Source organism: Micromonospora sp. ALFpr18c (genome assembly GCF_008868155.1).
Classification (GTDB): Bacteria; Actinomycetota; Actinomycetes; order Mycobacteriales; family Micromonosporaceae; genus Micromonospora.
On the sequence record NZ_WBKR01000095.1, the window covers coordinates 1 to 23,189 of the forward strand.

Annotated in this window: 22 protein-coding genes and 3 pseudogenes; 12 read left to right on the forward strand and 13 right to left on the reverse strand. The window is 73.6% G+C overall.

Annotation, left to right across the window (positions count from 1 at the left end):
- Positions 1-131: pseudogene (locus F8271_RS17865) on the forward strand (aldo/keto reductase); the annotation flags it as partial.
- Here the strand turns inward: F8271_RS17865 and F8271_RS17870 are convergent.
- From F8271_RS17870 to F8271_RS17880, 3 genes and pseudogenes are all read right to left on the reverse strand, one after another.
- Positions 85-1,188: pseudogene (locus F8271_RS17870) on the reverse strand (mechanosensitive ion channel family protein); the annotation flags it as partial. The pseudogenes F8271_RS17865 and F8271_RS17870 overlap by 47 nt on opposite strands.
- 82 nt (positions 1,189-1,270) lie before the next feature.
- Positions 1,271-2,092: a DUF1206 domain-containing protein gene (locus F8271_RS17875; protein WP_151490906.1), complete on the reverse strand. Its 822-nt coding sequence runs from the start codon at positions 2,090-2,092 to the stop codon at positions 1,271-1,273.
- Between the two features lie 59 nt (positions 2,093-2,151).
- Positions 2,152-2,517 carry a hypothetical protein gene (locus tag F8271_RS17880; RefSeq protein WP_370461926.1) on the reverse strand — a complete coding sequence of 122 codons (366 nt, stop codon included), beginning with the start codon at positions 2,515-2,517 and terminating at the stop codon, positions 2,152-2,154.
- 71 nt (positions 2,518-2,588) lie between these two features.
- On the opposite strand from F8271_RS17880, the pseudogene F8271_RS17885 reads away from it, so the two are divergent.
- Both F8271_RS17885 and F8271_RS17890 read left to right on the forward strand, forming a co-directional pair.
- Positions 2,589-3,040: pseudogene (locus F8271_RS17885) on the forward strand (aminotransferase class V-fold PLP-dependent enzyme); the annotation flags it as partial.
- Positions 3,037-3,324, forward strand: coding sequence for a GNAT family N-acetyltransferase (locus F8271_RS17890; RefSeq protein ID WP_151490907.1), 288 nt, complete (start codon positions 3,037-3,039; stop codon positions 3,322-3,324). The pseudogene F8271_RS17885 and the gene F8271_RS17890, both read left to right, overlap by 4 nt.
- Before the next feature lie 34 nt (positions 3,325-3,358).
- Here F8271_RS17890 and F8271_RS17895 read toward each other — a convergent pair whose 3' ends face one another.
- The gene (locus F8271_RS17895) at positions 3,359-4,846 is read right to left on the reverse strand and encodes a glycoside hydrolase family 3 protein (protein ID WP_192580339.1); all 1,488 of its coding nucleotides are present in this window, start codon (positions 4,844-4,846) and stop codon (positions 3,359-3,361) included.
- Between the two features lie 215 nt (positions 4,847-5,061).
- Between F8271_RS17895 and F8271_RS33845 the strand changes: the two genes are divergently transcribed.
- From F8271_RS33845 to F8271_RS17910, 4 genes are all read left to right on the forward strand, one after another.
- A complete protein-coding gene (locus F8271_RS33845; protein ID WP_255421242.1) occupies positions 5,062-5,187 on the forward strand; it encodes a hypothetical protein in 126 nt (41 codons plus the stop codon).
- Positions 5,188-5,275: 88 nt separating this feature from the next.
- Entirely contained in the window at positions 5,276-6,226 is a 951-nt protein-coding gene (locus F8271_RS17900; protein ID WP_151490909.1) for a TIGR03557 family F420-dependent LLM class oxidoreductase, read from the forward strand.
- 74 nt (positions 6,227-6,300) lie between these two features.
- Complete coding sequence (locus F8271_RS17905) at positions 6,301-7,932, forward strand: RecQ family ATP-dependent DNA helicase (RefSeq protein WP_151490910.1); 1,632 nt, start codon at positions 6,301-6,303, stop codon at positions 7,930-7,932.
- Between the two features lie 52 nt (positions 7,933-7,984).
- On the forward strand, positions 7,985-8,488 hold the full coding sequence (locus F8271_RS17910; protein WP_151490911.1) for a hypothetical protein: 504 nt from the start codon (positions 7,985-7,987) through the stop codon (positions 8,486-8,488).
- Here the strand turns inward: F8271_RS17910 and F8271_RS17915 are convergent.
- The gene (locus tag F8271_RS17915; RefSeq protein WP_151490912.1) at positions 8,478-10,067 is read right to left on the reverse strand and encodes an MFS transporter; all 1,590 of its coding nucleotides are present in this window, start codon (positions 10,065-10,067) and stop codon (positions 8,478-8,480) included. The two genes, F8271_RS17910 and F8271_RS17915, sit on opposite strands and share 11 nt — an antisense overlap.
- An 81-nt stretch (positions 10,068-10,148) precedes the next feature.
- Between F8271_RS17915 and F8271_RS17920 the strand changes: the two genes are divergently transcribed.
- Both F8271_RS17920 and F8271_RS17925 read left to right on the forward strand, forming a co-directional pair.
- Positions 10,149-10,910, forward strand: coding sequence for a TetR/AcrR family transcriptional regulator (locus tag F8271_RS17920; protein ID WP_151490913.1), 762 nt, complete (start codon positions 10,149-10,151; stop codon positions 10,908-10,910).
- Between the two features lie 8 nt (positions 10,911-10,918).
- Positions 10,919-11,953, forward strand: a complete 1,035-nt coding sequence (locus tag F8271_RS17925; protein ID WP_151490914.1) for a helix-turn-helix domain-containing protein — start codon at positions 10,919-10,921, stop codon at positions 11,951-11,953.
- A 170-nt stretch (positions 11,954-12,123) separates the two neighbouring features.
- Here F8271_RS17925 and F8271_RS17930 read toward each other — a convergent pair whose 3' ends face one another.
- Genes F8271_RS17930 through F8271_RS17965 form a run of 8 tightly spaced genes read right to left on the reverse strand, consistent with a single transcriptional unit; the run spans position 12,124 to position 20,646 of the window.
- Positions 12,124-13,107: a DNA topoisomerase IB gene (locus F8271_RS17930; protein ID WP_151490915.1), complete on the reverse strand. Its 984-nt coding sequence runs from the start codon at positions 13,105-13,107 to the stop codon at positions 12,124-12,126.
- Positions 13,091-14,044 carry a glycosyltransferase family 9 protein gene (locus F8271_RS17935; protein WP_151490916.1) on the reverse strand — a complete coding sequence of 318 codons (954 nt, stop codon included), beginning with the start codon at positions 14,042-14,044 and terminating at the stop codon, positions 13,091-13,093. The genes F8271_RS17930 and F8271_RS17935 overlap by 17 nt, the downstream gene beginning before the upstream one ends.
- A complete protein-coding gene (locus F8271_RS17940) occupies positions 14,041-14,730 on the reverse strand; it encodes an SDR family oxidoreductase (protein WP_151490917.1) in 690 nt (229 codons plus the stop codon). Before F8271_RS17940 ends, F8271_RS17935 begins: the two co-directional genes overlap by 4 nt.
- A complete protein-coding gene (locus F8271_RS17945) occupies positions 14,727-16,181 on the reverse strand; it encodes a PfkB family carbohydrate kinase (RefSeq protein WP_151490918.1) in 1,455 nt (484 codons plus the stop codon). The genes F8271_RS17940 and F8271_RS17945 overlap by 4 nt, the downstream gene beginning before the upstream one ends.
- A gap of 16 nt (positions 16,182-16,197) precedes the next feature.
- Complete coding sequence (locus tag F8271_RS17950; RefSeq protein ID WP_151490926.1) at positions 16,198-16,857, reverse strand: SIS domain-containing protein; 660 nt, start codon at positions 16,855-16,857, stop codon at positions 16,198-16,200.
- Positions 16,854-18,071, reverse strand: coding sequence for a glycosyltransferase (locus F8271_RS17955; RefSeq protein ID WP_151490919.1), 1,218 nt, complete (start codon positions 18,069-18,071; stop codon positions 16,854-16,856). Before F8271_RS17955 ends, F8271_RS17950 begins: the two co-directional genes overlap by 4 nt.
- Positions 18,056-19,030, reverse strand: a complete 975-nt coding sequence (locus F8271_RS17960; protein WP_151490920.1) for a glycosyltransferase — start codon at positions 19,028-19,030, stop codon at positions 18,056-18,058. The genes F8271_RS17955 and F8271_RS17960 overlap by 16 nt, the downstream gene beginning before the upstream one ends.
- A complete protein-coding gene (locus tag F8271_RS17965; protein ID WP_370461927.1) occupies positions 19,027-20,646 on the reverse strand; it encodes an HAD-IIIA family hydrolase in 1,620 nt (539 codons plus the stop codon). Before F8271_RS17965 ends, F8271_RS17960 begins: the two co-directional genes overlap by 4 nt.
- 199 nt (positions 20,647-20,845) lie before the next feature.
- Between F8271_RS17965 and F8271_RS17970 the strand changes: the two genes are divergently transcribed.
- The 3 genes from F8271_RS17970 to F8271_RS17980 all read left to right on the forward strand — a co-directional run.
- Complete coding sequence (locus F8271_RS17970) at positions 20,846-21,286, forward strand: SRPBCC family protein (RefSeq protein WP_151490922.1); 441 nt, start codon at positions 20,846-20,848, stop codon at positions 21,284-21,286.
- 2 nt (positions 21,287-21,288) lie between these two features.
- Positions 21,289-22,290, forward strand: coding sequence for an SDR family oxidoreductase (locus tag F8271_RS17975; RefSeq protein ID WP_151490923.1), 1,002 nt, complete (start codon positions 21,289-21,291; stop codon positions 22,288-22,290).
- Between the two features lie 135 nt (positions 22,291-22,425).
- Positions 22,426-23,189 (forward strand): polyprenol monophosphomannose synthase (locus F8271_RS17980; protein WP_151490924.1); only part of this gene is annotated, 764 nt, incomplete at its 3' end.

Here is a 23,189-nt window from a genome sequence, read left to right on the forward strand (position 1 = left end):
GGGTCAGCGTCGAGACCTGCGACCAGGCGCTCACCGCCATCGCCCGACCGGGCGTGGCCAGCGTCCAGATCATTCTGAACGCGGTGCGCCACAAGCCGCTGGAGCGTGTCGTGCCGGCAGCCTCGGCTGCACCCACTGCCAGGGCAGATTGCTGCTGGCGTCGCCGAGTTCGGTACGCATCCGGGGCATCGCGGTGGGACGGCTGTCCCGGATCCAGCCCACCAGGTGCTCGCGGACGAGGGCGCGCAGGTCCCACAGGCTGCCCGCGTCGGCGGCGCTGACCAGCGCGCGCATCCGCACCATCCCGCCGGTGGCGTCGGTGACCTGCAGGACGCAGACCCGGCCGTCCCACAGCTCGGTGCCCTCCACCAGGCGGCGCAGCTCCTCCCGCATGGCCTGCACCGGCACCGCCCAGTCGACGTCGAACTCGGCGGTGCCGAGCACTGCCGCCTCGGTACGCGTCCAGTTCTGGAACGGCTTGCTGGTGAAGTACGAGGTGGGCAGGATCAGCCGCCGGTCGTCCCAGATCTGCACGACCACGTAGCTGAGGGTCAGCTCCTCGATGCGACCCCACTCCCCCTCGACGACCACCACGTCGTCGAGGCGGACCGCGTCGCTGAAGGCGAGTTGCAGGCCGGCGAAGACGTTGCCGAGCAGGCTCTGCGCGGCGAGGGCGGCCACCACACCGACCACACCGGCGGAGGTCAGCACGCCGGCGCCGATGCCGCGCACGCTCGGGAACGTCATCAGCATCACGCCGACGGTCAGGATGACGATCACCGCGATGGTGAGTCGGCGCAGCATCACCACCTGGGTGCGTACGCGCCGGGCGTGCCGGTTGTCCGGTACGTCGACCCGGAACCGGGCCAGCGCGGTGTCCTCCACGACGATCAGCAGCGAGGCGACCAGCCAGGCCGTGGTGGCGATGACGGCGAGGATGAGCAGGTGCAGCGTCAGCCGGCGCCAGCTGTGGCCGACCGCGTACCCGGTGCTGAAGCGGACGGCGAACTGGACGGCCAGGACCGTCGCGGCGACCTGGAACGGACGGTGCGCGTGGTCGGTCAGCTCGGTCATCAACAACGACCGGCGGCCGAACCGGCGGGTGAGCCGGTGGACGACCTCGACCAGGAAGAGCGCGACCGCCGCCGCGGCGAGCGCGGCGACGGCCGTCGTCAGGTAACTCTGCACGGGTTCGGTGCTTCCCTTCGACCAGGCGACGGCGCTTCGGGCAAAAGCCCAATAGTGCCCCACGCCCGCGGAATCGACCAGCTCAGACCTTGCGGTACCGGGACTGGAGGAAGCAGAAGAGGCCGAAGGCGGCGATGCCCAGGGCGACCAGGGTCAGCAGGAACGTGCCGTACGACTGCTCGCGCAGCGTGTGCAGCGCGGCGTCCAGACCACGGGCCTTCTCCGGGTCGTAGTTCACCGCCGCCACGATGATCAGCAGGCCGGAGATGCCGTACGCGATGCCCTTGGCCACGTACCCCGCCATGCCGAGGCGGCGGGCGAGCGTGCGGATCTTCGGGCTCATCTCGCCGGTCTTGAGGTGCTTCTCGAACCGCTTGACGATGCCGTAGATCACCAGACCGACGCCGATCGCGGCGAGCACCAGCCCGGCCAGGCCGACCAGCCAGCGGCCACCGCTGGAGGTCATCAGCTTGCCGGTCAGCGCCTCCTGCTGATCCGCGCTGTTCGACCCGGCGTCGGAGAAGACCTTGAACGCGGTCCAGGCGAAGTAGAGGTAGACGATGGTGCGGCCGGCCGAGGCGAGCCGCTCGACGACCCGCTCCCTGCCCCGCTCGGCGCGGTGCCCGACCGCCGCCTCCAGCGCCTGCCAGATCGCCATGGCGAGCAGGCCCACCGCAGTGGCGATGACCAGGAACTTGCCGAGCGGTTGTTCGGAGAGGGTCCGCAGCGCGCCGGACTGGTCGCCGTCGTCGGACGACGTGCCGAACGCGATCTGCAACGCCAGCCAGGCGAAGAGCAGGTGGACGATGCCGTAGCCGATGAAGCCGGCCCGGGCGAGAAATTCCAGCCACCGGCTGTCCGCCGTACGGGAGGCGGTGGCTTCGGCGCTACGGGTGAGTGACATGGCGCCACAATCTCCGAATTTGTTGATCCCCAAACGTCGGCCACCGCCGCCCGACCAGGTCAGTTGCCCGGATTGCGGGAAACGCGGATCTTGACCTGCTGGTCGGTGACGCTGTCCAGCGTGACCGCGAAGCCACCGGCCTCGGTGGCCTGCTGCCCGGTGGTGAGGGTGAGCTGCTCGCCGGCGACCTCGACGGTCACCTGGTCACCCTCGGCGCCGACCAGCTTGGCCTCGACGCCGAGAATGGTGGCGCTCGCGTCGACACCCCGCTCGAAGGTGACCGTGCAGGCGTCCAGCCCGCAGTCGGTGGAGGCGCCCTGGGAGCTGCAGCCGGCCAGCACGGCGAGGCCGAGCGCCAGACCGGCGAACAGGCCGGCGGCGCGGCGGGCGGGGGGCATCGGGATGGTGGCGGGTCGGTTCGTCACCTCGCCAAGGGTACGAGACGTCCGCGACGCCCAGCCACCAGTGAGCGCCGAGCAGCGGACGCGAACCACCGGTCGGCGAGCGGACCCGGCTGGTCGCGGTGACCGCCGGCAGCAACGCCATCGGCACGGTGCCGGACGTGCCGGCGATCGCCAAGACCGCGCACGCGGTCGGCGCGCTGGTCTGCGTCGACGGGGTGCACTCGGTGCCGCACGGACCGACCGACCTGGCCTCGCTCGGCGCCGACGTGCTGGTCACGAGTGCCTACAAGTGGTCCGGGCCGCACCTGGCGGCGATGGTGGCCGACCCGGCCCGCTGGGCGGCGTTGCGGCGTTGGGCGCCGCCGGGTTCTGCCTCTCGGCCGGCGACTACTACGCCTACGAGTACTTTCAGCTGATGGGGCTGCGCGACAGCGGCGGCGCGGTGCGGGCCAGCATCTACCACTACAACACGGCCGACGAGGTGGACCGGTTGCTCGCCGAACTGGACGCGGTCGCCGACCGGCGAGGGAGAATGGCCCGGTGAGCAACCTGGTCGAGGACAACCCCGCGAAGCACCGCTTCGAGATCCTGGTCGACGACGCGTTGGCCGGCTTCACCGCGTACGTGCCCCGGGGGGAGGTGCTGGTCTTCACCCACACCGAGGTGGACCCGGCCTTCCAGGGCAAGGGCGTGGCCAGCGCGTTGATCCGGGGCACCCTGGACGAGATCCGGGCCCGTGGTGGCCGGCTGGTTCCGCAGTGCCCGTTCGTGTCCGCGTTCATCGACAAGCACCCCGAGTGCGCCGACCTGGTCGCCGAGCAGCCGTAGCGCGCGCAGGGCGCTCAGCGCGTTCGCGGGGCGGTCAGCGCACCCGGCCGGTGAGCGCCTCGGCGGCTGCCCACCCGCTGGCCCGGGTGGCGCCGTGGGTCGCCACGTGCACCGCCCCGGTGACCAGCTCGGGCACGCCCAGCTCGACGACGACGGCGTCCGGGCGGGCAGCGACGGCCCGCCGCACGGCGGCACGCATCCAGGCGTGCCGGTGCAGGTCGCGGACGACCAGCACCAGTGGACGGTCGCCCGCGGCGGCGCCCGGGTCGGCCGGCACGTCCGGCTCGGCGTAGCGGACCGTGCTGGTGCCGGGCAGCAGCTCGCCCAGCGGCTCCCCGAGGCCCCATGGCGTCTCCGCGCCGATGGCGATGTTGCGGGGCGGCTCGAACTCGACCACGTACGCCGGGCGGGTCAGCGGCAGCACGGTCTCCGGCCGCGCGGTGGTGACCCGCACGGCGCGGCGAGCGGCGACGAGCCCGACGTCGGTGGCGTCGCGCGCCGTCGACCGGGCGGTACGGGTGGCCACCGTCCAGGCGGCGAGCTGACCGATCCGCTTGGCGGCCTCGGCGAGGCGTTCCTCGGGCAGTTCACCGGAGATCACGGCGGCCACGATGGCGTCGCGCAGCTCGCGGGCGTCCTGCTCGCCGGCGCGTTCGCCGCCGATGCAGATCGCGTCGGCCCCGGCGGCGAGGGCGCGGACCGCCGCCTGCGCGAAGCCGTACCGGTCGGCGACGGCACGCATCTCCACCGCGTCGGTCACCACCACGCCGGAGAAGCCCAACTCGTCGCGGAGCAGGCCGCCCAGGATGCGCTGGCTCAGCGTGGCCGGCAGGTGCGGATCCAGGGCGGGGACCAGCAGGTGGCCGGTCATCACCGCCTGCACCCCGGCGGCCACGGCGGCCCGGAACGGGGCCAGTTCGCAGGCGTCGAGCCGGTCCCGGTCGGCGGTGATCCGGGGCAGGTCGTGGTGGGAGTCGACCCGGGTGTCGCCGTGGCCGGGGAAGTGCTTGGCGCAGGCGGCCACGCCGCCGGCCTGGAGTCCGCGTACCCAGGCGGCGGTGTGCCGGGCGACCAGGTCCGGGTCGGCCCCGAAGGAGCGGACGCCGATCACCGGGTTCGCCGGGTTGGAGTTGACGTCGGCGTCCGGGGCGTAGTCGAGGGTGACCCCGGCGGCGGCCAGTTCGGCGCCGAGGTCACGGGCGACCGCCTCGGTCAGCGCCGGATCGTCGACCGCCCCGAGGGCGAAGTTGCCGGGTCGGGAGCTGCCCCGGCCGGATTCGATCCGGGTGACGTCACCGGCCTCCTCGTCGATCGCCACGATGACGTCCGGGCGTTCGGCGCGCAGCGTCGCCGTGAGGGTCGCCACCTGCTCGGTGTCGACGACGTTGCGGGCGAAGAGGACCACCGAGCCGAGCCCCTCGCCGAGCCAGCGACACACCCACGGCGGCGGGGTGGTGCCGACGAATCCGGGTTGCAGGACGGCGGCGGCGAGCGCCGGAAGGTGCCCGACGGGCGCGGTCACGCGTTCTCCTCGCGGTGCTGGGCGTCGGTTTCCTGCGTCGGCGCGTTCACGCCGACCCGCTGGTTGCGCTCGCTCATGCGGCCCCCGTACCCCATCTCTCGCGCGCCTGGGGCGCACCGCCCGGGCAGGCGGTGCTGCCATGGTCACACCGAGCGATTGAATAGTCAATAAACCTTACAGTTGCCCGGCGGCCCGGTACCGGGGAGAGTTCGGGGATGGATCCCGCCCTGCTGGCCGACGCGACGAGCCCGGCCGACATCCCCGGCGTACGCCTGCTCGGCCTGGTGGTCGGCGCCCTGCTGCTGCTCGCCGCGATCCGGGCCATGTTCGGCCGCCGCTGACACCGGCTCCGGCACCGGCAACCGGTGTGACCGACGGCGGCCGGGGTACCGCAGTCCCCATCAGCAGGTACGCGCCGAAGGGGACCTCATGAAGATCGGTTACTTTCTGTCCAGTGAGGAGTACACGCCCGCCGAGCTGCTGGAGCAGGCGCGCGGTGCGGAACAGGCCGGCTTCGAGGCGCTGTGGATCTCCGACCACTACCACCCGTGGGTGGACGCCCAGGGTCAGAGCCCGTTCGTCTGGTCGATGATCGGCGCGCTCAGCCAGGTCTGTTCGCTGCCGGTGACCACCGCGGTGACCTGCCCGACGGTGCGCATCCATCCGGCGGTGATCGCGCAGGCGGCGGCGACCAGCGCGGTGCTGCACGGCGGACGGTTCGTGCTCGGCGTCGGCACCGGCGAGGCCCTCAACGAGCACATCTTCGGCGACGCGTGGCCGCAGGCCGACGTCCGGCTGGAGATGCTCGAAGAGGCCGTCGAGGTGATGCGCGAGCTGTGGCGCGGTGACTTCGTCAACCACCACGGCAAGCACTACACCGTGGAGAACGCCCGGGTCTACACGCTGCCGGACACTCCCCCGTCGGTCTACGTCTCCGGTTTCGGCCCGAAGGCCGTCGACCTGGCCGCCCGCATCGGCGACGGCTACGTGAGCACGATGCCGGACGCCGAACTGGTCCGCCGTTTCCGGGAGAACGGCGGCGGCGACAAGCCGTGCCAGGCCGGCTTCAAGGCGGCGTACGCGGACAGCGAGGACGAGGGCATGCGGATCGCGTACGAGCGGTGGCCCAACGCCGGGGTGCCGGGTGAGCTGTCCCAGGTGCTCCCCTCGCCGCGGCACTTCGAGCAGGCCGCCGAGTTGGTCAAGCCGGAGATGATGAAGGAGGCGTTCGTGTGCGGCAACAGCGCCGACGCGCACCTGGAGATGATCGACCAGTACGCCAAGGCCGGCTTCGACGAGGTGTACGTGGCCCACACCGGCCCGCACTACCAGGGCCTCTTCGACCTGTACCAGCGTGAGGTCCTGCCCCGCCTGCGCTGACCCGCCGACCCGACGAGCCCATGATCGTCCGAACGCGTTTCGGCGGTCATGGGCTCGGGTACCTCCGGCCCTCGATGAAACTGTCCACGCATTCGATGTCGTTGCGCCGCGCGGCGCGCAGCCTGTTCGGCTGGAACGCGCTGCGGCCCAACCAACTCGCCGCCATGCGCGCCGTCATGAAGCGACGCGACGCCCTGGTGGTGCTGCCCACCGGTGCCGGCAAGTCGGCGATCTACCAGATCCCGGCGAGCCTGATCCCCGGCCCCACCGTGGTGATCTCCCCGCTGCTGGCCCTGCAACAGGACCAGATCGCGGCCCTCAACGAGCGCCAACGCCCCGAGTTGCGGGCGGTGCGGATCAGCTCGAACGAGTCACCCACCCAGCAGGCCCAGGCGATCACCGAGATCCGCGAGGGTCGGGCGGAGTTCCTGTTCATCACCCCGGAGCAGCTGAGCAACCCCGACCGGATGGCCGAGGTCGCCGCGCTGAAGCCGGCGCTGGTGGCGATCGACGAGGCGCACTGCATCTCGGCGTGGGGGCACGACTTCCGCCCCGACTACCTGGCGCTCGGGCACCTCATCGAGGGCATCGGCCGCCCGCCCGTGGTCGCGCTGACCGCCACCGCCTCCCCGCCGGTACGCGACGACATCATCGCCCGGCTGCGGCTGCGCAAGCCGGAGGTGGTGGTGTCCGGACTGGACCGGCCCAACCTCTTCCTCGAGGTGGCGCACTGCCCCACCGAGGACTACCGGTGGCGGCGTCTGGTCGCGTTGCTGCGCGACGACGAGCGGCCGGGGATCATCTACGTGCCGACCCGCCGCGCCGCCGAGGAGTTGGCCACCCGGCTGACCGACGCCGGCTTCCCGGCGCAGTTCTACCACGGCGGGATGGCGGCCGGGGCGCGCGCCGAACTGCACGAGGCGTTCCTCGCCGACCAGGTGCCGATCATGGTGGCGACCTCGGCGTTCGGCATGGGCATCGACAAGCCGAACATTGCCTGGGTGGTGCACATGGCGCTGCCCGACTCGCCGGACAGCTACTTCCAGGAGATCGGCCGGGCCGGGCGCGACGGACAGCCCGCGCGGGTGCTGTTGCTGTGGCAGGCCGAGGACGTGGGCCTGCAACGCTTTTTCAGCGGCGGCCTGCCCGACGAGACCGAACTGCGTGACCTCGCCGCGCTGCTGCGCCGCAAGCCGGCCACCAAGACCGAGCTGCGCGAGGCCACCGGCCTCGGACCGCGCAAGCTGGGCCAGTACCTCTCCCTGCTGGAGCAGGTCGGTGCCGCCGAACCGCGGGCCCGGCAGCGCATCGGCGCGCCCCGCTACTCGCCCACCCCGACCGACGCCGCCGCCGCCGCGCTGGCCGAGGCGGAACGGCAGCAGACGGTGACCCGTTCCCGGACCGACATGATGCGGGCCTTCGCCGAGACCAACGCCTGCCGGGGGCAGACCCTGCTGGCCTACTTCGGCGAGCAGATGACCAAGGTCTGCGCGCACTGCGACAACTGCCACAACGGCACCAGCGTCGCCGACCAGGGGGCGGTCGGGCCGTTCCCGGTGCACAGCCAGGTGCGCCACCCGGAGTGGGGCAACGGCATGGTGCTCTCGTACGAGGACGACAAGATGACGGTTCTCTTCGATGAGGTCGGGTACAAGACGTTGTCGGTGCGCGTGGTGTCCGAACAGGGCCTGTTGACGCTGGACTAGCCTGATCCGGGCACCGATTGACCACACCAAGCAGGGCGGAAGGGGCGTTGCCGTGATCGAGCAACCGGCGTACACCGGTTTTGGATTCTCCGACGGGGAGTGGGGGCTGCTCGCCGGCCTGCCGCAGTCGGTGCTGACCGCGGCGAGCGCCGCCGAGTCCGACGGCACCCGCCGGACCATGGCGGAGAACGCGGCCGGGTTGGAGACCATCGCGGCCGGACGGGAGTCGGCCAGCCCGCTGGTCGCCGCCGTGGCCGGCGAGATCGTGACCCGGGTCGGCGACCCCGAGACCGGCGAGGAACTGCCGGTCATCGCGCCCGCCGACCCGCGGGCGTACATCGACGACGTGTTGCTGCGGGCCGGTGAGGCCGCCGCGCTGCTGGCGGCCCGGGTCGACGAGGGCGAGGCCGGCGCGTACAAGCACTGGCTGGTCACCATCGCTGAGCAGGTGGTGGGTGCCGCCTCCAGCGGTGGCCTGCTCGGCCTCGGCGGTGAGGCGGTCAGCGACTCCGAGCGGCGCTTCCGCGACCGCCTCGCGCACGTGCTCAACGACTGACCGACGGCATCGGCGTACCGGCCGGTCCGGTCGGCTCCGCGGCCACCACCGCGGGGTCGGCCGGACGGACGCCGCGCAGCGCCATCAGCGCGGTCACCGCCCCCAGCAGCATCGCCACCATGGCGGCGTACGCGGCGAGGTGCAGCCCGTCGGTGAACGCGTACCGGGCGGCGTGCAGCACCGCGTCGCCGAGTTCCGCCGGCAGCCCCTTCGCCACGGCGAGGGCGCCGCCCAACGTCTCCTGGGCCGCGTCGCGGGCGTCCACCGGCAGGTCGGCGGGCAGGCCGTCGACGACCTCGCGGTGGTAGACCGCCGCGCCCACGCTGCCCAGGATCGCCATCCCGAGCGCGCCGCCCAGCTCGCTGCTGGACTCGGTCAGCGCGGAGGCGACACCGGCCTGCTCCGGCGGTGCCGCGCCGAGCACCAGCTCGGTGACGAGCGACATCACCATGACCAGGCCGCCCGCGTAGACGCTGGCACCGGCCAGCAGGAGCCACAGCGGCGAGTCCGGCGTGACCCGGGTCAGCGTCAGGAAACCGAGCACGGCGATCCCGAAGCCCGCGCCGATCAGGTACGCCCGCTCGACGCGCTGGGCGAGCGCGGCCGCGGCCGGGGCGACGCCGCCCACCGCGAGCGACGGGACGAGGCTCCACAGTGCCGCCCGCAGGGGGCTCATCCCGAGCACCAGCTGGAGGTGCTGGGTGGTGAAGATGGCGAAGCCGACCAGCGCGAACATCGCCAGCAGGTTGACCGCGAGCGATCCGGCGAAGCCGCGGCGGCGGAACAGCGCCAGGTCGATCATCGGGTACGCCCGGGTGCGCTGGCGGTGCAGGAACAGCGCTCCGATCAGCACGCCGGCGACGACGGCCAGCACCCGGGCCACGTCGACGCCGTCGCGGGCCATCTCCTTGATGCCGTAGATCACCGGCAGCAGCGCGCCGAGCGACAGCACCGCGCTCACCAGGTCGAACCGCCCGGCGGCCGGGTTGCGGAACTCGGGCACCAGGACCGGGGCGAGCAGGAGCAGCATCAGCATCGCCGGGATGTTGATCAGGAAGATGGAACCCCACCAGAAATGCTCCAGCAGGACGCCGCTGAGCACCGGGCCGATCGCGATGCCGCCGGTGAGCGTGGCGGTCCAGATGCCGATCGCGGTGCCGCGTTGCCGCGCGTCGTGGAACATGTTGCGCACCAGGGCGAGGGTGGAGGGCATCAGGGTGGCCCCGCCGATGCCGAGCACGGCGCGCGCGGCGATCAGCGTCGCGGCGCTGTCGGCGTACGCGGCCAGCAGGGACGCCGCGCCGAACGCGGTGGCGCCGAGCAGCAGCAGCCGGCGCCGGCCGATCCGGTCGCCCAGCGCGCCCATCGTGATCAGCAGCCCGGCCAGCACGAAGCCGTAGATGTCGAAGATCCAGAGCTGTTGGGTGGCGCTGGGACGCAGCTCCTCGCTGATGAAGGGGACGGCGAAGTAGAGCACCGACACGTCCATCGAGACCAGGAGCAACGGCAGCATCAGCACCGTGAACCCGATCCACTCCCGTCGGCCCGCCCGCGGTGCCGGTGTGATCGTCGTCGTCATGATCAGATCCTTTCTGCGTAGGGCGTACGCTGTGATGCGTAGACCATACGCAGAACTAGGATGGCGAGGCAAGGAGGAAAAGTGGCGGCGAAGACGGACGACAGCGGCCCGGTGATCCCACCGGCCATCGAGAGCGCCTGGGGGCTGCGCGAGCGCCCACCCAAGGGGCCCCGGCCGGGGCTCACCGTGCCCGGCATCGTGGACGCCGCCGTCCAGGTGGCCGACGCCGACGGGCTGAGCGCCGTCTCGATGAGCCGGGTGGCGAAGGAGCTGGGCGCCGCCACCATGGCCCTCTACCGCTACGTCGGCTCGAAGGACGAGCTGCTCCTGCTCATGGTCGACACGGGCTACGGGCCACCGCCCGGGCCACCCTCCCCCGGCGACGGCTGGCGGGCCGGGCTGACCCGCTGGGCCCGGGCCGAACGCGACGTGCTGCGGCACCGGACCTGGCTGCTGCACGTGCCGATCACCGGCCCACCGATCACCCCGCAGCAGCTCGGCTGGCTGGAGGACGGGCTGCGCTGCCTCGACGACACCGGGCTGGCCGAGGCCGAGAAGATGTCGGTGATCCTGCTGATCACCGGCTACGTCCGCAACGAGGCCACGCTCACCGCCCAGATCGCCGAGGGCAGCCGGGCCGCCGGCATCGACCCCGGCGAGCTGATGCCCGCGTACGGCCGCACCGTGGCCCGGCTCATCGACCCGGCCCGGTACCCGGCGCTGCACCGGGTGCTGACCTCCGGCGTCCTCAACCAGGACGACGACCCGGACGACGAGTTCACCTTCGGCCTCGACCGGATCCTCGACGGCATCGAGACACTCGTTCGTCGACGGGCGTCGTAAGGAGTCGGATGCTGCACCACAACGCCATCGACACCACCGTCCTGCCGCCGGGCGAGCGGTTCGGCATGTGGCTGGACCTGGTCGCGCGCACCTCGGCGCCGCTGCGGATCCGGTCCGCGCACGCCGACGACTTCGCCGCCCGGGCCGACTTCTTCGACCTCGGCCCGATCCAGCTGGTCGGATACCAGTACCCGTCGCTGGACGCCACCCGCACCCGCAAGCTGGTCCGCCAGTCGGACCCGGAGCTGTACGTGCTGGCCCTCACCACCGGCGGCATCGGCACGTCCTGTCAGGACGGTCGCCGCAGCGAGATCCTGAGCGGGGAGTTCACCTTCTACGACGCCTCCCGGCCGCACGACGTCTGCCATCACGCGACCGAGCCCGAGCGAACCCAGGCGACCTCGATCATCACGCTGATCCCGCACGCCGCGCTGCCGCTGCCACCACAGCGGATGGCCACGCTCTACGGGGGCCGCATGTCCGGCACCGAGGGCATCGGGGCGCTGCTGGCGCAGTTCCTGCTCCGGGTCACCGGGCATCCCGAGCAGTATCATGCCGCCGACGCCGGTCGCCTCGGCGCGGTGGGACTGGACCTGGCCACCACCATGCTCGGCCGACACCTGGTCGCCGAGGACGCGGTGCCGACCGAGGTACGACGTCGTGCGCTGATCACCCAGGTGCAGGCGTACGTGCACCGACACATCGGCGACCCGACGCTCACCCCGCAGGTCGTCGCGGACGCCCACCACATCTCGCTGCGTTCGCTGCACCGGTTGTTCGAGGCCGAGGAGACCACGGTGGCGTCGTACATCCGCGACACGCGGCTGGCCGGGTGCCGGCGCGACCTTAGCGAGGCGGCCCTGCGAGCCCAGCCCGTGCAGGCCATCGCCGCACGGTGGGGGTTTGCCGACAAGGCCCACTTCAGCCGGGTGTTCCGGGCCGCGTACGGCACCAGCCCCCAGGCGTACCGGGAATCCACCTCGGATCCGGCACGGATCGTCAACCGCCCGGCGTCCACGGTCAACTCCCGGCGGGCAGACTGACACCCAACGCGACCGACCACCGCCCGCACAGCGGGCCCGTGCGAGGCCGCCAACGGGGGCCGTGGCGAGGCGCCCGCCGCCAGCGGCGGCGGGCGGCCGCCCGGTGCCAGCCTCGACCGGCCGAGACCCCGGTCCCGTCAGTCTCCCCCCAGGATCGTTGGCGGGGCCGGTCAGGCTTTCTCCAGCAACGCCAGCACGATCCGCTCGGCCTCCTCGCGCGGCGCCCCCGGCTCGACCGGCACCACCACCCCGTCGTGGTAGAGGTCGACGACCCGCGGGTCCACGTACGACGTCCGGGCCACCGTGGGGGTGTTGCCCAGCAGGTCGGCGACCTCGCGCATCACGGCCGCCACCGCCCTACGACGCGCGGTCACCGAGCGGGCCAGACCGACGGTCGCCAACTCGGTCGCGGCGAGCACGGTGGCGTGCCAGGTGCGGAAGTCCTTGGCGGTCATCTCCCCGCCGCTGGCATCGCGCAGGTAGCCGTTGACCTCGTCGCTGCGCACGTCACGCCACTCCCGGCCGTCCCAGTAGCCGAACAACCGGTCCGCCTGCCGTCGGCGACGCCGCAGATTGACCAGCACCCGGCACAGCTCCGGGTCCTCGATGCGGCGCACCTGCTCGATGCCGCCCTTGGCGGGGAACACGAAGACCACACAACCGCCCCGCGACCGGGCGTGCTCGGGACGCAGGGTGGACACCCCGAACGTCGGGTCGTCGCCGGCCGCGTACTGGTCGCTGCCGACCCGGAACATCCCCATGTCCAGCAGCCGGGCCACCGTGGCCAGCACCCGGTCCCGACCGAGTCCCCGGCCGTCCAGGTCCCGCCCCACCCGCTCCCGCAGCGCCGGCAGCCGCCGGGCCACCTCCAGCATGCGGTCGAACTTCGCCTCGTCCTGCTTCTCCCGCCACAGTGGATGGTAGACGTACTGCTTGCGCCCGGCCGCGTCGATGCCGGTCGCCTGGATGTGCCCGTTCGGGTACGGCGAGATCCAGACGTTCTGCCAGGCCGGCGGGATGACCAGCTCGCGCAGCCGGGCCAGGACGTCGGCGTCGCGGACCGGCGCGCCGCTCGGGTCGAGAAAGAGCCAACCCCTGCCGCGCCGGCGACGCCCGTATCCCGGCCGGCCCGGATCGCTACGCCGCAATCGCACCGGAGACCCGCACCACCCGTTCCACCTCAGCCACGGCCGCCAGCACCTCGTCGAGGCGCAGAGCGGCCAACGTCGGATGGCTTCCTACCCCGTCCCACCTGGGCCAATCCCCCTCGCCGGCCCAGAGCACCCGATGCCGGGGACGGTCCGGCGGCGGCCCCCAACGCGCCGGCGGCACCGGCCCGAACAGCACCACCGACGCGGTGCCGTACGCGGTGGCGAGGTGCGCCACGCCGGTGTCCCCGCTGACCACCAGCCGGGCGTCGGCTACCAGCGCGGCGAGCGCGCCGAGGTCGGTCCGGCCGGCCAGCACCGCGTCGGAGGGCAGTCCGGCGTCGTCGGCCACCCGCACGGCCAGAGCCCGTTCGTCGGCCGACCCGGTGAGCAGTACCCGGTGCCCCTGGTCGGTGAGCGCACGGGCCAGCGCCGCGAACCGCTCGGCCGGCCACCGCTTCGCCGGGATCTTGCTGCCCGGATGGAGCAGCGTGGCGCCGGTGGGCAGGCCCCTCGGCGCGGGCCGGCGCAGGCCGAGGTCGGCGCGGTCGGCCGGGATGTCGTACCAGGACAACAGCCGGCACCACCGGTCCACCTCGTGCTCCTGCTCGACCCAGCGGGGGCCGTCGGAGAAGCCGGCGTCGCCGCTGGCGAAGCCGAGCAGCCGGGCGGGTCGGGTGGCGGCCAGCAGCCGGTGTGACCGTGGGCCGCGCCCGTGCAGGTTGACGGCGACCCGCGGCGCCGACCCGACCCGGACCGGCCGGTCCAACCCCGACGTGTCCACCAGCCGGTCGACGCCGCCGACCAGGTCGACCAGCGGGGCCAGCCAGGCCGGCGCGGCCAGCGCCAGCTCCCGACCGGGGTACGCGGCCCGCAGCGCCCGCACCGCGGGCACGGCGGTGACCAGGTCACCGACGCCGAGCGCGCGCAGGACCAGGATCACGGGTACGAGGTCTCCTGCTCGGCGCAGACCACCAGTTCACGAACCGCGCAGCCGGCCGGCTGGCTGAGCGCGAACATGATCGCGGCCGCGGTGTCGGCCGGGTCGTTGAGGATGGCGTCCGGCCCCGGCTTGTACGCCGGGTCGCGCTCGTCGAAGAACGCGGTCCGCATCCCGCCGGGAATGAGCAGGGTCACGCCCACCTGGCCGGCGAGTTCGGCGGCGAGGGCGCGGGTGAAGCCGACAACGCCGAACTTCGCCGCGCAGTACGCGGTGGCGTCGCTGACCGCCTTGACACCCAGGGTGGAGGCGACCGTGACGACCCGCCCCCGGGAGATGAGCAGGAACGGCAGCGCGGCCCGGATCACGGCGGCGGTCGCGAGCAGGTCGACGGTCACGATCCGTTCCCAGGTCTCCCCCGGCACGTCGGCGAGCCGCCCCGGCACGTCCATGCCGGCGGCCGTGACCACCGCGTCCAGGCCCCCGGCCTGCTCGGCGAGGTGCCGGGTGGCGACCTCGGCGGCCCGGGTGTCGGCCAGGTCGCACTCGGTCCAGGACACCCCGTCGGCCGGCGGCTGCCGGTCCAGCACGAGCGGCCGGCCACCGGACGCGGCCACCGCGGCGACCACCGCCGCGCCGAGCCCGCTGGAGCCGCCGGTGACCAGGACACTCGGACCGGTGCCGGTCATCGGACCCCCTCCCGCGTCGGCGTCGGCGTCGGCGCGACGGAACGGGCGATCATGTCGGTGGTCGACCGACCGTCCAGGTAGGGCACCACCACGGTGTTCCCGCCCCACCGGCGCAGGACCTCCGCCTCGGGCAGGCTCGTGGTGTCCCCACCGCCGGTGGCGTAGTCCCCGCCCTTGACCCAGATGTCCGGCCGCAGCCAGGACAACGCCGCCTCGGGGGTCGGCTCGTCGAAGATCATGACCGCGTCCACGCAGCTCAGCGCGGCGAGCAGGCGAGCGCGGTCACCCTCGGACATCACCGGCCGGTCCGGCCCCTTCAACCCGGCCACACTGGCGTCGGAGTTGAGGCAGACGATCAGGCAGTCACCGAGCTGCCGGGCGGCCTGCAGGGTGGCCACGTGGCCGGCGTGCAGGAGGTCGAAGCAACCGCCGGTCGCCACCACCGTGCCGCCCGCGGCGCGTACCTCGGCGAGCAGCGCGGCGACCGGGGCGATGCCGACCCGGTCACCGCCGGGGCCGGCCAGACCGGCGCGTACCGGTTCGCGGCGCGTCCCCACCGGCGGCGGCAGGGCCGCGGCCACTCCCCCGCCGGCCACGTACGCGGACGCCTCGGCGACCGCCACCTGCACCGCCTCGGAGACCAGCGCGCCCTGGGCCAGCGCGAGGCTGGCGGCTGCCGCGAACCGGTCGCCGGCACCACAGGTGTCCCCCTCGGCGCTGCCCGGCGTGGGCACCACCAGCGGCGTCGACCCGGCGTGGCAGAGCAGCGCGCCGTCCCCGCCCAGGGTCACCGCGACCGCCCCGGCCCGCCAGCGTCGGCGCAGTCCCTGTGCGCCCCGGGACGCGGCGGCCAGCCGGGACGTCCCGGGCAGCGCCGGGACCAGTTCCCGCACCTCGGACTCGTTCGGGGTGGCCAGGTGCACGCCGGGCACCGCGGCCGGGCCGCGCGGGTGCGGATCCCACACCACCGGTGCGCGGGTGGCGGCCAACGCGTCGCGCAGCGCCGGCTGCCGGGCCACTCCCCGGCCGTAGTCGCTGACCAGCACCGCCGACGCCGCGCCGATCACCCGCAACACCTCGTCGGAGGGCTGGCCCGGTTCGCCGGGCACACCGCCCCGGTCGTGGCGCAGCAGCACCCGGCCCCGGGCCCGCAGCCGGATCTTCTCCGGAGTCGCCCCGGACAGCGGCAGCGGGTACACCCGCACACCCGCGGCGGCGAGCAACGCGCTCAGCCGGGCACCGCCGGCATCGTCGGCGAGCGCGGTCACCAGCACCACCTCGGCGCCCTGCGCGGCGGCGAAGACGGCCGCCAGGCCGGCGCCACCGGGCCGGTCGGTGGCCGCCGTCTCGTCCAGCACCGGCACCGGTGAATCCGGGCAGAGCCGGTTCACCACCCCTTCCACGTCCCGGTCGAGCAGGGTGTCCCCGACCACCACCACGGGTCCCCTCACGCTGTCCTCCTCGTCCTCACGCGTCGACCTGCTGTCCGGTCCCGCCGTCGAGCACCACCTCGACCCCGGTCCGAACCGGGGACGGCGTGACGGCGGCAGCCGGCGCGGGCAGTTCCTGTTCGAGGTACTCGCAGATCAGGTGACTCGTGACGAGGTGCAACTCCTGGACGACCTGGGTGTCGGCCGACGGCACGGCGAGCACCTCGTCGCACGCGTCGGCCAGCGCGTTGGGGGCCGGTCCGGTGAGCGCCCACGTGGTGAGGCCGGCGTCGCGGCCGGCCAGCGCGGCGGCGAGCAGGTTCTCGCTGGCGCCGCTGGTGCTCAGCAGGAGCAGCACGTCACCCGGCCGTCCGTGGGCACGGACCTGCCGGGCGTAGACGTCGGTGTAGCCGTAGTCGTTGGCGATGGCGGTGACCGCGCTCGTCTCGGCGTGCAGGGCGATGGCCGAGAACGGCTGCCGGTCGTCGTGCAGCTTGCCGACCAACTCGGCGGTGAGGTGCTGGGCCTCGGCGGCGCTGCCACCGTTGCCGGCGACCAGCAGCCGGCCGCCGGCCGCCAGGCGGTGGGCCAGCTCGGCACCCCAGCGCGCCACCAGCGGCTCACATTGCCGGTACGGCACCAGCGCCGCGGCGAGGTTCGTCAGGTGGGTGTCGAGCAGGCTGCCCGCCGGCATCAGGCCACCACCCGGGTGGGCCGGCGCACCGCGGCCACCTCGCCGTAGACCTCCGCCAGCCGCTCCGCGGTCGCCGCCCACGAGTACCGCGACCGGGCCCGCTCCCGCGCCGCCGTGGCGTACGCGAAGCGCCGGATCCGGTCATCGAGCAGCCCCTGGATGGCGGCGGCCAGCGCCCGCGGATCCCGCGCCGGCACGAGGTCGCCGGTCGTCCCGTCGACCACGGTGTCCCGGATGCCACCCACGGCGGTGCCGACGACCGGCACCCCGCAGGCCATCGCCTCCAGCGGGGTCAGACCGAACGGCTCGTACCAGGGGGCGGCGACGAGCAGGTCCGCCGAGCGGTACCAGCGGCCCATCTCCTCGCGGGGCACCGCGCCGACCAGGTGCACCCGGTCGGCCACCCCGCACGACTCGGCCAGGGCCCGCAGCCGCCGGGCGTACGGGTCGGTCTCCAGCAGCCCCTCGGGCGGGCCGCCGACCACCACACACTCGGCGTCACCGACCAGCGCCATCGCGCGGACCACCGTCTGGAAGCCCTTGCGCTCGACCAGCCGACCCACGGTCAGGATCCGGGCCCGGCCGGGCTCCCGGTCGGCGGCCGGCCCGAGCGGGGCGAACGTGGAAAGGTTGACGCCGGAGGGCACGACCGTCATCCGGGACCGGGGAACCCCCATCCGGACCAGCTCACCCACCTCGTCGCGGCACTGCGCGACCACCTTGTCCACCGAGCGGCCCAACTCCCGCTCGTAGGCGATCCGCCGGGCCGGGCTGGTGTCCTGCACGCCCTGGTAGCGGCGCTTCACGGTGCCCAACGCGTGGTACGTCTGCACCACCGGCACCCCGGTCTGCCGGCCGGCGGTCAACGCGGCGAGGCCACTCATCCAGAAGTGCGCGTGGATGACCTCGGGCGTCCAGTCGCCGCCACGCCACCGCTCGACCAGCCACCGGCTGAACTCCCGCATGTGCGGCAGCAGCGCGTCCTTCGCCACCGGCTCGGCCGGGCCGGCCGGTACGTGCACCACGTCGTACCCGTCCGGGCTGCGGACCGTCACCGGCAGGTCGAGCGCGTCGCGGCGGGTGTAGACCCGCACCTCGTGCCCGGCGGCGGCGAGCGCGGCGGACAGCTCCGCGACGTGCGTGTTCTGGCCGCCGGCGTCCTCCCCTCCGAGGATGGCGAGCGGGCTGGCGTGCTCCGAGATCATCGCGATCCGCATACTTCCTCCTCCAGCAGCCGGTCCCAGTCAGCGAGGAAACGGTCGAGGCCGTATCTGTCCCGTACGGCGGTCCGTGCCGCCACGCCGGCCTGACGCGCGGCCTCCGGTTCGGCGATGAACCGGCGGGCGGCGTCGAGCAGGGTGTCGGTCCGGGTGGCCAGCGCCCCCGCCTCCGGGGGAACGGCCGTCACCGCCTCGGTGGTGGCGAGCGCGACGACCGGCATGCCGATCGCCATCGCCTCGATGAGGCTGAGCCCCAGCGAGGTCCAGCGGCACAGGTGCAGGTACGCGCGCCGGCGCGCCAGCTCGGCGTGCATCCGGTCCTGGGGTACGTCGTCGTGGCTGGTGAGCCGGTCGGCGGGCAGGCCGAGGTGGTCGGCGAGGCCGGCGACGCCCATGCCGAACACGTCCAGCGGCGCGATCTCGGCGAAGCGGGGCAGCAGGTCCGTGCCGGTGACCCGGCCCCGCCGGACCGGCTCGTTGATCACCACGGCGAGCCGGTCCAGCTCACCGGTGTAGGATGCGGCGGGAGCGACGATGCCGTGGTCGACGACGGTGGTACGGGTGGTGCCGGTGTCCCAGAAGATCTGGTTGAACCCGGTGACGTGGGCGATGAGCAGGTCGTCGCGGTCGGCCATCGGGTGGCGGGTGTTCGGCACGTCGCCCTTCGGCGTGTTGTGCTCGACGTAGATGGCGGGCACGTCGCGGCCCGGACGGCGGCCCAGCCACCGCGCGGCGAGGTCGATCTCCTCGGGCCGTTGCAGGATGACCAGGTCGACGTCGGTGGTGGGCAACTCCTCGGGGGTGACCTCGACGGCGCTGTCCGGCCAGGGGTAGGTGCGGGCCCGACCGAGGCCGTCGGGACCGCGATCGGGTGTGGTGGGGATCAGGTAGCGGTGCCGGCCGTGCACGAACGACGTGGTCCACGAGCCGTGCACGTGCCAGAGAAGGACGTTCATCGGCCGCCACCACCGGGGACGGCGAGCACCCGCAGCGCCTCGACCACCTCGGCCGGCTGGACGCCGCTCAGGCACGGATGCCCGGCGACCGGGCAGCTGGCGGCCCGGGTGTCGCGGCAGAGCGCCGCGGCGTCACCGAGCCGCACCGTGGGCACCCGGTACGGCCCCCACTGTCCGAACGGGACGGTCGGCGCGAAGAGGCTCACCACCGGCACCCCGGCGGCGGCGGCCAGGTGCGCGGGCCCGGTGTTGCCGACCACCACCGCACCGGCGTCCGCCACGATCGCGGCCAGCCCGGCCAGGTCGGTCCGGCCACCCAGGTCGGTGCCGCCGGCCGCCGCGACCCGGGCGGTGACCGCACGCTCGTCGGGGCCACCGGTGACCAGCACCCGGTGCCCGGCGGCGGACAGCGCACCGGCGATCCGGGTCGCCAGCTCGGGCGGGCAGGCCCGGCTCGACGCGGCCGAGCCGGGGTGCAGCACCACGTACCCGGGGTCACCGAGATCCGCCGGGCGCGGCGGCACGGCGTCCGACCGGAGCCGGAGAACGGGTTCGTCGCCGTCGGGCAACCGGTGGCCGGCGGCGGCGGCGAGGGAGAGCGCGCGTTCGGGTTCGGGGACGCCCACCGGCACCCGGTGCCGGATGTCCAGCAGGGAGCCCGGATAGTCGTCGCTGATCGCCGCGATCCGGCCGATCCCGGCCATCCGCAGCAGCAACGCCAGCGGCAACGCCGACTGGTGAAACGAGGTGAACACCACCGCCTGGTCCGCGCCGACGGCGGCGAGGCGCGCGGTCAGGCCACGCACGGCGGCCGGGTCGACCGGCGCCGGAGTCGGGTCGATCCACGGCAGCGGATGCTCGATGATCTCGTCGACGCCGGGCAGCAGCTCGGCGGCGGCCCGTCCGCGCGGGCCGCACAACAGCACCACCCGCTGCGCGCCGGCCGCGACAGCGCGGATCGCCGGGCCGGTGACCAGCACGTCCCCGGCCGAGTCCGAACGCACCACCAGCGCCGTCCCCACCCGCTGATCGACCGGCGCGGGCCGTACCGCCTGCTGGCGGCGCAGGATCTCCTGGACCGCCGAGGGCAGATCGGTGGCCACCCATCCGGCGGCGGCGATCTCCTCCGGCCGGGTCACCGGCGTGGGCACCAGCACTCCCGCCGCACCGGCGGCCAGAGCGGCGGCGACGTCCCGGCCGATGTCGCCGACCATGACGCACCGCGACGCGCTCGTGCCCAGCTTCCGGGCGGCGGCGTGCACCAGGCCGGGAGCCGGTTTGCGGCAGTCGCACCCGTCGGCGTCGTCGTGCGGGCACACCAGCCACGCGTCGAAGCGGCCCAGCAGCTCCTCGACGCGGGCGTGCACCGCCCGCATCTGCTCGTCACTGAAGTAGCCGCGGGCCAGGCCCGACTGGTTGGTCACCACCGCCAGGCGCAGGCCGGCCGCCCGCAACCGGTCCAGCGCCGCCCGCGCGCCCGGCACCGGCCGCACCTTCTCCGGGTCACCGTTGTACGGCACGTCCTCGATCAGGGTGCCGTCCCGGTCGAGCAGCACCGCGTCGTACAGGACCCCCCGAGGATGCCCGGACAAGGCCCGGTCAGCACCGGCGTACACCCGGGCTGACCTGCGCTGATCCGGATCCTCCTGGTCCTGTCGCACAGCCGGCGGGTTCCCTGCGCCCGGAGGAGTAAACGTCGGGCCGGCGCGGTGGGCCAGCACCGCCAGCGGTGCCCCGGATCGGCCTTACCCGCCACTCCGGAGAAGCTAACCCGCGGGTCGTTAGGCCCCAGCATGACGCGGGTATGTGAGCCCAGTGGCGATTGTGGAGAAAGTGATCGACGCTCCCCCGCAGCAGGTCTTCGCCGTCCTGGCCGACGGGTGGACGTACAGCGACTGGGTGGTGGGCACCGCGCACGTGCGGGACGTCGACGACGCGTGGCCGCGGGTGGGCAGTCAGCTGCACCACCGGGCCGGCCCGTGGCCGTTCTCGTTGCAGGACGCCTCGACGGTGCTGGTCTGCGAACCGCCACACCGGCTCGTGCTGCGGGCCGGTCTGTGGCCGGCCGGCGAGGCCGTCGTGGCCTTCACCCTGGAACCGGTCGGCGACGGCGCCACCCGGGTCCGGCTCGGGGAGGACTTCGCCGCCGGCCCGCTGCGCTGGGTGCGCAACAAGGTCAACGACCTGGTGCTGCACATGCGCAACAGGGAGACCCTCGAACGGCTCTCCGACATCGCCAAGCGGCAGAAGGGGTGACCGTGACGCAGACCGTGGTGGTGACCGGCGCGAGCGCCGGCGTGGGCCGGGCGGTGGCGCACGCGTACGCGGCCCGGGGCGCCCGGTTGGCCCTGCTGGCCCGGGGCGAGGCGGGCCTGGCCGCCGCCGAGCGGGACTGTCGGCTGCGCGGCGCCGCCGACGTGCGCGTCTACCGGGTCGACGTGGCGGACGCCGGCGCGGTGCAGCAGGCCGCCGACGACGTGGTGCACCGGTGGGGTGGCATCGACGTGTGGATCAACAACGCCATGGTGTCGGTGTTCGCACCGGCGTGGGAGATACCGGCACGCGAGTTCCGTCGGGTCACCGAGGTCACCTACCTGGGCACCGTGCATGGCACCCTGGCCGCGCTGCGACACATGCGCGCGCACGGGCGGGGTGCGATCGTGCAGGTGGGCTCCGCGCTGGCCTACCGGGGCATCCCGCTCCAGTCGGCCTACTGCGCGAGCAAGCACGCCGTTCAGGGGTTCAACGACTCGCTGCGGGCCGAACTGCTGCACGACTGCCCGGGGGTGAAGCTGTCGATGGTGCAGCTGCCCGCGGTGAACACGCCGCAGTTCTCCTGGGTCCGTACCCGGCTGCCCCGGCATCCGCAGCCGGTGCCGCCGATCTTCGCACCGGAGCTGGCGGCCCGCGCGATCGTCTGGGCCGCCGACCACGGCACCCGGGAGCTCAACGTCGGCGGCCCGACCTGGCGGGCCCGACTCGGCGACATCCTGATCCCCGGCCTGCTCGACCGGAAGCTGGCCCGCGACGGGTACGACAGCCAGCAGACCGGCGAGAAGATCGACCTCACCGCCTGGCGAGACAACCTCGACCACCCCGGCGACGAGGACCGGGACCGGGGTGCGGCAGGCGTGTTCGCGGACCGGGCGCGGGACCGCTCGGCAGCGCTGTGGGTCGGCACCCACAAGCCGGCGCTGTCCGGTCTCGCGCTCGCCGGTGTGGCGGTGGCCCTGACCGCCGTGGCCCGGCGTCTGCGCTGACCCGACCCGGGTGCAGGCGGTCGTCGGCATGGCACGACCTCGTCCGCAACGCCCGGAAGGGGAGCGTTTTCCACTCCGACGGGGCAACTGGATACCCTCTCAGGTAGCCCTGTCCGCAAACCGAGGATGTCCGACATGATCGAGCCCGTGCAGCTGCCGTCGCCGTGGCGGGACGCACGCCTGACCGTCGTGGTGCCCACCTACAACGAGGCGGGCAACCTCCCGGCGTTGGTCGAGCGGCTGCTCGCGCTGCCGCTGCCGGGGCTGCGCGTCCTCGTCGCCGACGACAACTCTCCCGACGGCACCGGCGAGGTGGCCGACAAGCTGGCCATCGAGCACCCGGACCGCATCGAGGTGGTGCACCGGGCCGGCAAGGAGGGCCTGGGCCGGGCCTACGTGGACGGGATCGGGCGTGCGCTCGACGGTGGCGCCGAGTACGTGGCGCAGATGGACGCCGACCTGTCGCACCCGCCGGAGGCGCTGCCGGGCATGTTGGGTGCCCTGCTCTCCACCCAGGCCGGCGTGGTCATCGGCTCCCGGTACGTGCCCGGTGGCGAGCTGGACGAAAACTGGCCGCTGTACCGGCGTGCGCTCAGCGGCTGGGCGAACCTCTACGTGCACACCCTGCTGCGGGTCCGCATCCGCGACCTGACCGCCGGCTTCAAGATCTGGCGCGCCGACGCTCTGCGCGACATCGGCCTGGACCGGGTGCAGTCCAACGGCTACAGCTTCCAGGTGGAGATGCACTACCTGGCCACCAAGCTCGGGCACACGATCCTGGAGGTGCCGATCCGCTTCGAGGAGCGGCGCGACGGCGAGTCCAAGATGACCACCGCCACCAAGATCGAAAGCGCCCTGATGCCGTTCCGCCTCCGCAACAAACACCGCAACATCACCCG

What these genes read in the sequence shown, in the direction of transcription:
- F8271_RS17960 (WP_151490920.1), bottom strand. Translation starts at nt 19,030, where the DNA reads ATGAACGTCCTTCTCTGGCACGTGCACGGCTCGTGGACCACGTCGTTC.
- F8271_RS17915 (WP_151490912.1), bottom strand. Translation starts at nt 10,067, where the DNA reads ATGACGACGACGATCACACCGGCACCGCGGGCGGGCCGACGGGAGTGG.
- F8271_RS33845 (WP_255421242.1), top strand. Translation starts at nt 5,062, where the DNA reads ATGGATCCCGCCCTGCTGGCCGACGCGACGAGCCCGGCCGACATCCCC.
- F8271_RS17900 (WP_151490909.1), top strand. Translation starts at nt 5,276, where the DNA reads ATGAAGATCGGTTACTTTCTGTCCAGTGAGGAGTACACGCCCGCCGAG.
- F8271_RS17925 (WP_151490914.1), top strand. Translation starts at nt 10,919, where the DNA reads ATGCTGCACCACAACGCCATCGACACCACCGTCCTGCCGCCGGGCGAG.
- F8271_RS17955 (WP_151490919.1), bottom strand. Translation starts at nt 18,071, where the DNA reads ATGCGGATCGCGATGATCTCGGAGCACGCCAGCCCGCTCGCCATCCTC.
- F8271_RS17940 (WP_151490917.1), bottom strand. Translation starts at nt 14,730, where the DNA reads ATGACCGGCACCGGTCCGAGTGTCCTGGTCACCGGCGGCTCCAGCGGG.
- F8271_RS17905 (WP_151490910.1), top strand. Translation starts at nt 6,301, where the DNA reads ATGAAACTGTCCACGCATTCGATGTCGTTGCGCCGCGCGGCGCGCAGC.
- F8271_RS17875 (WP_151490906.1), bottom strand. Translation starts at nt 2,092, where the DNA reads ATGTCACTCACCCGTAGCGCCGAAGCCACCGCCTCCCGTACGGCGGAC.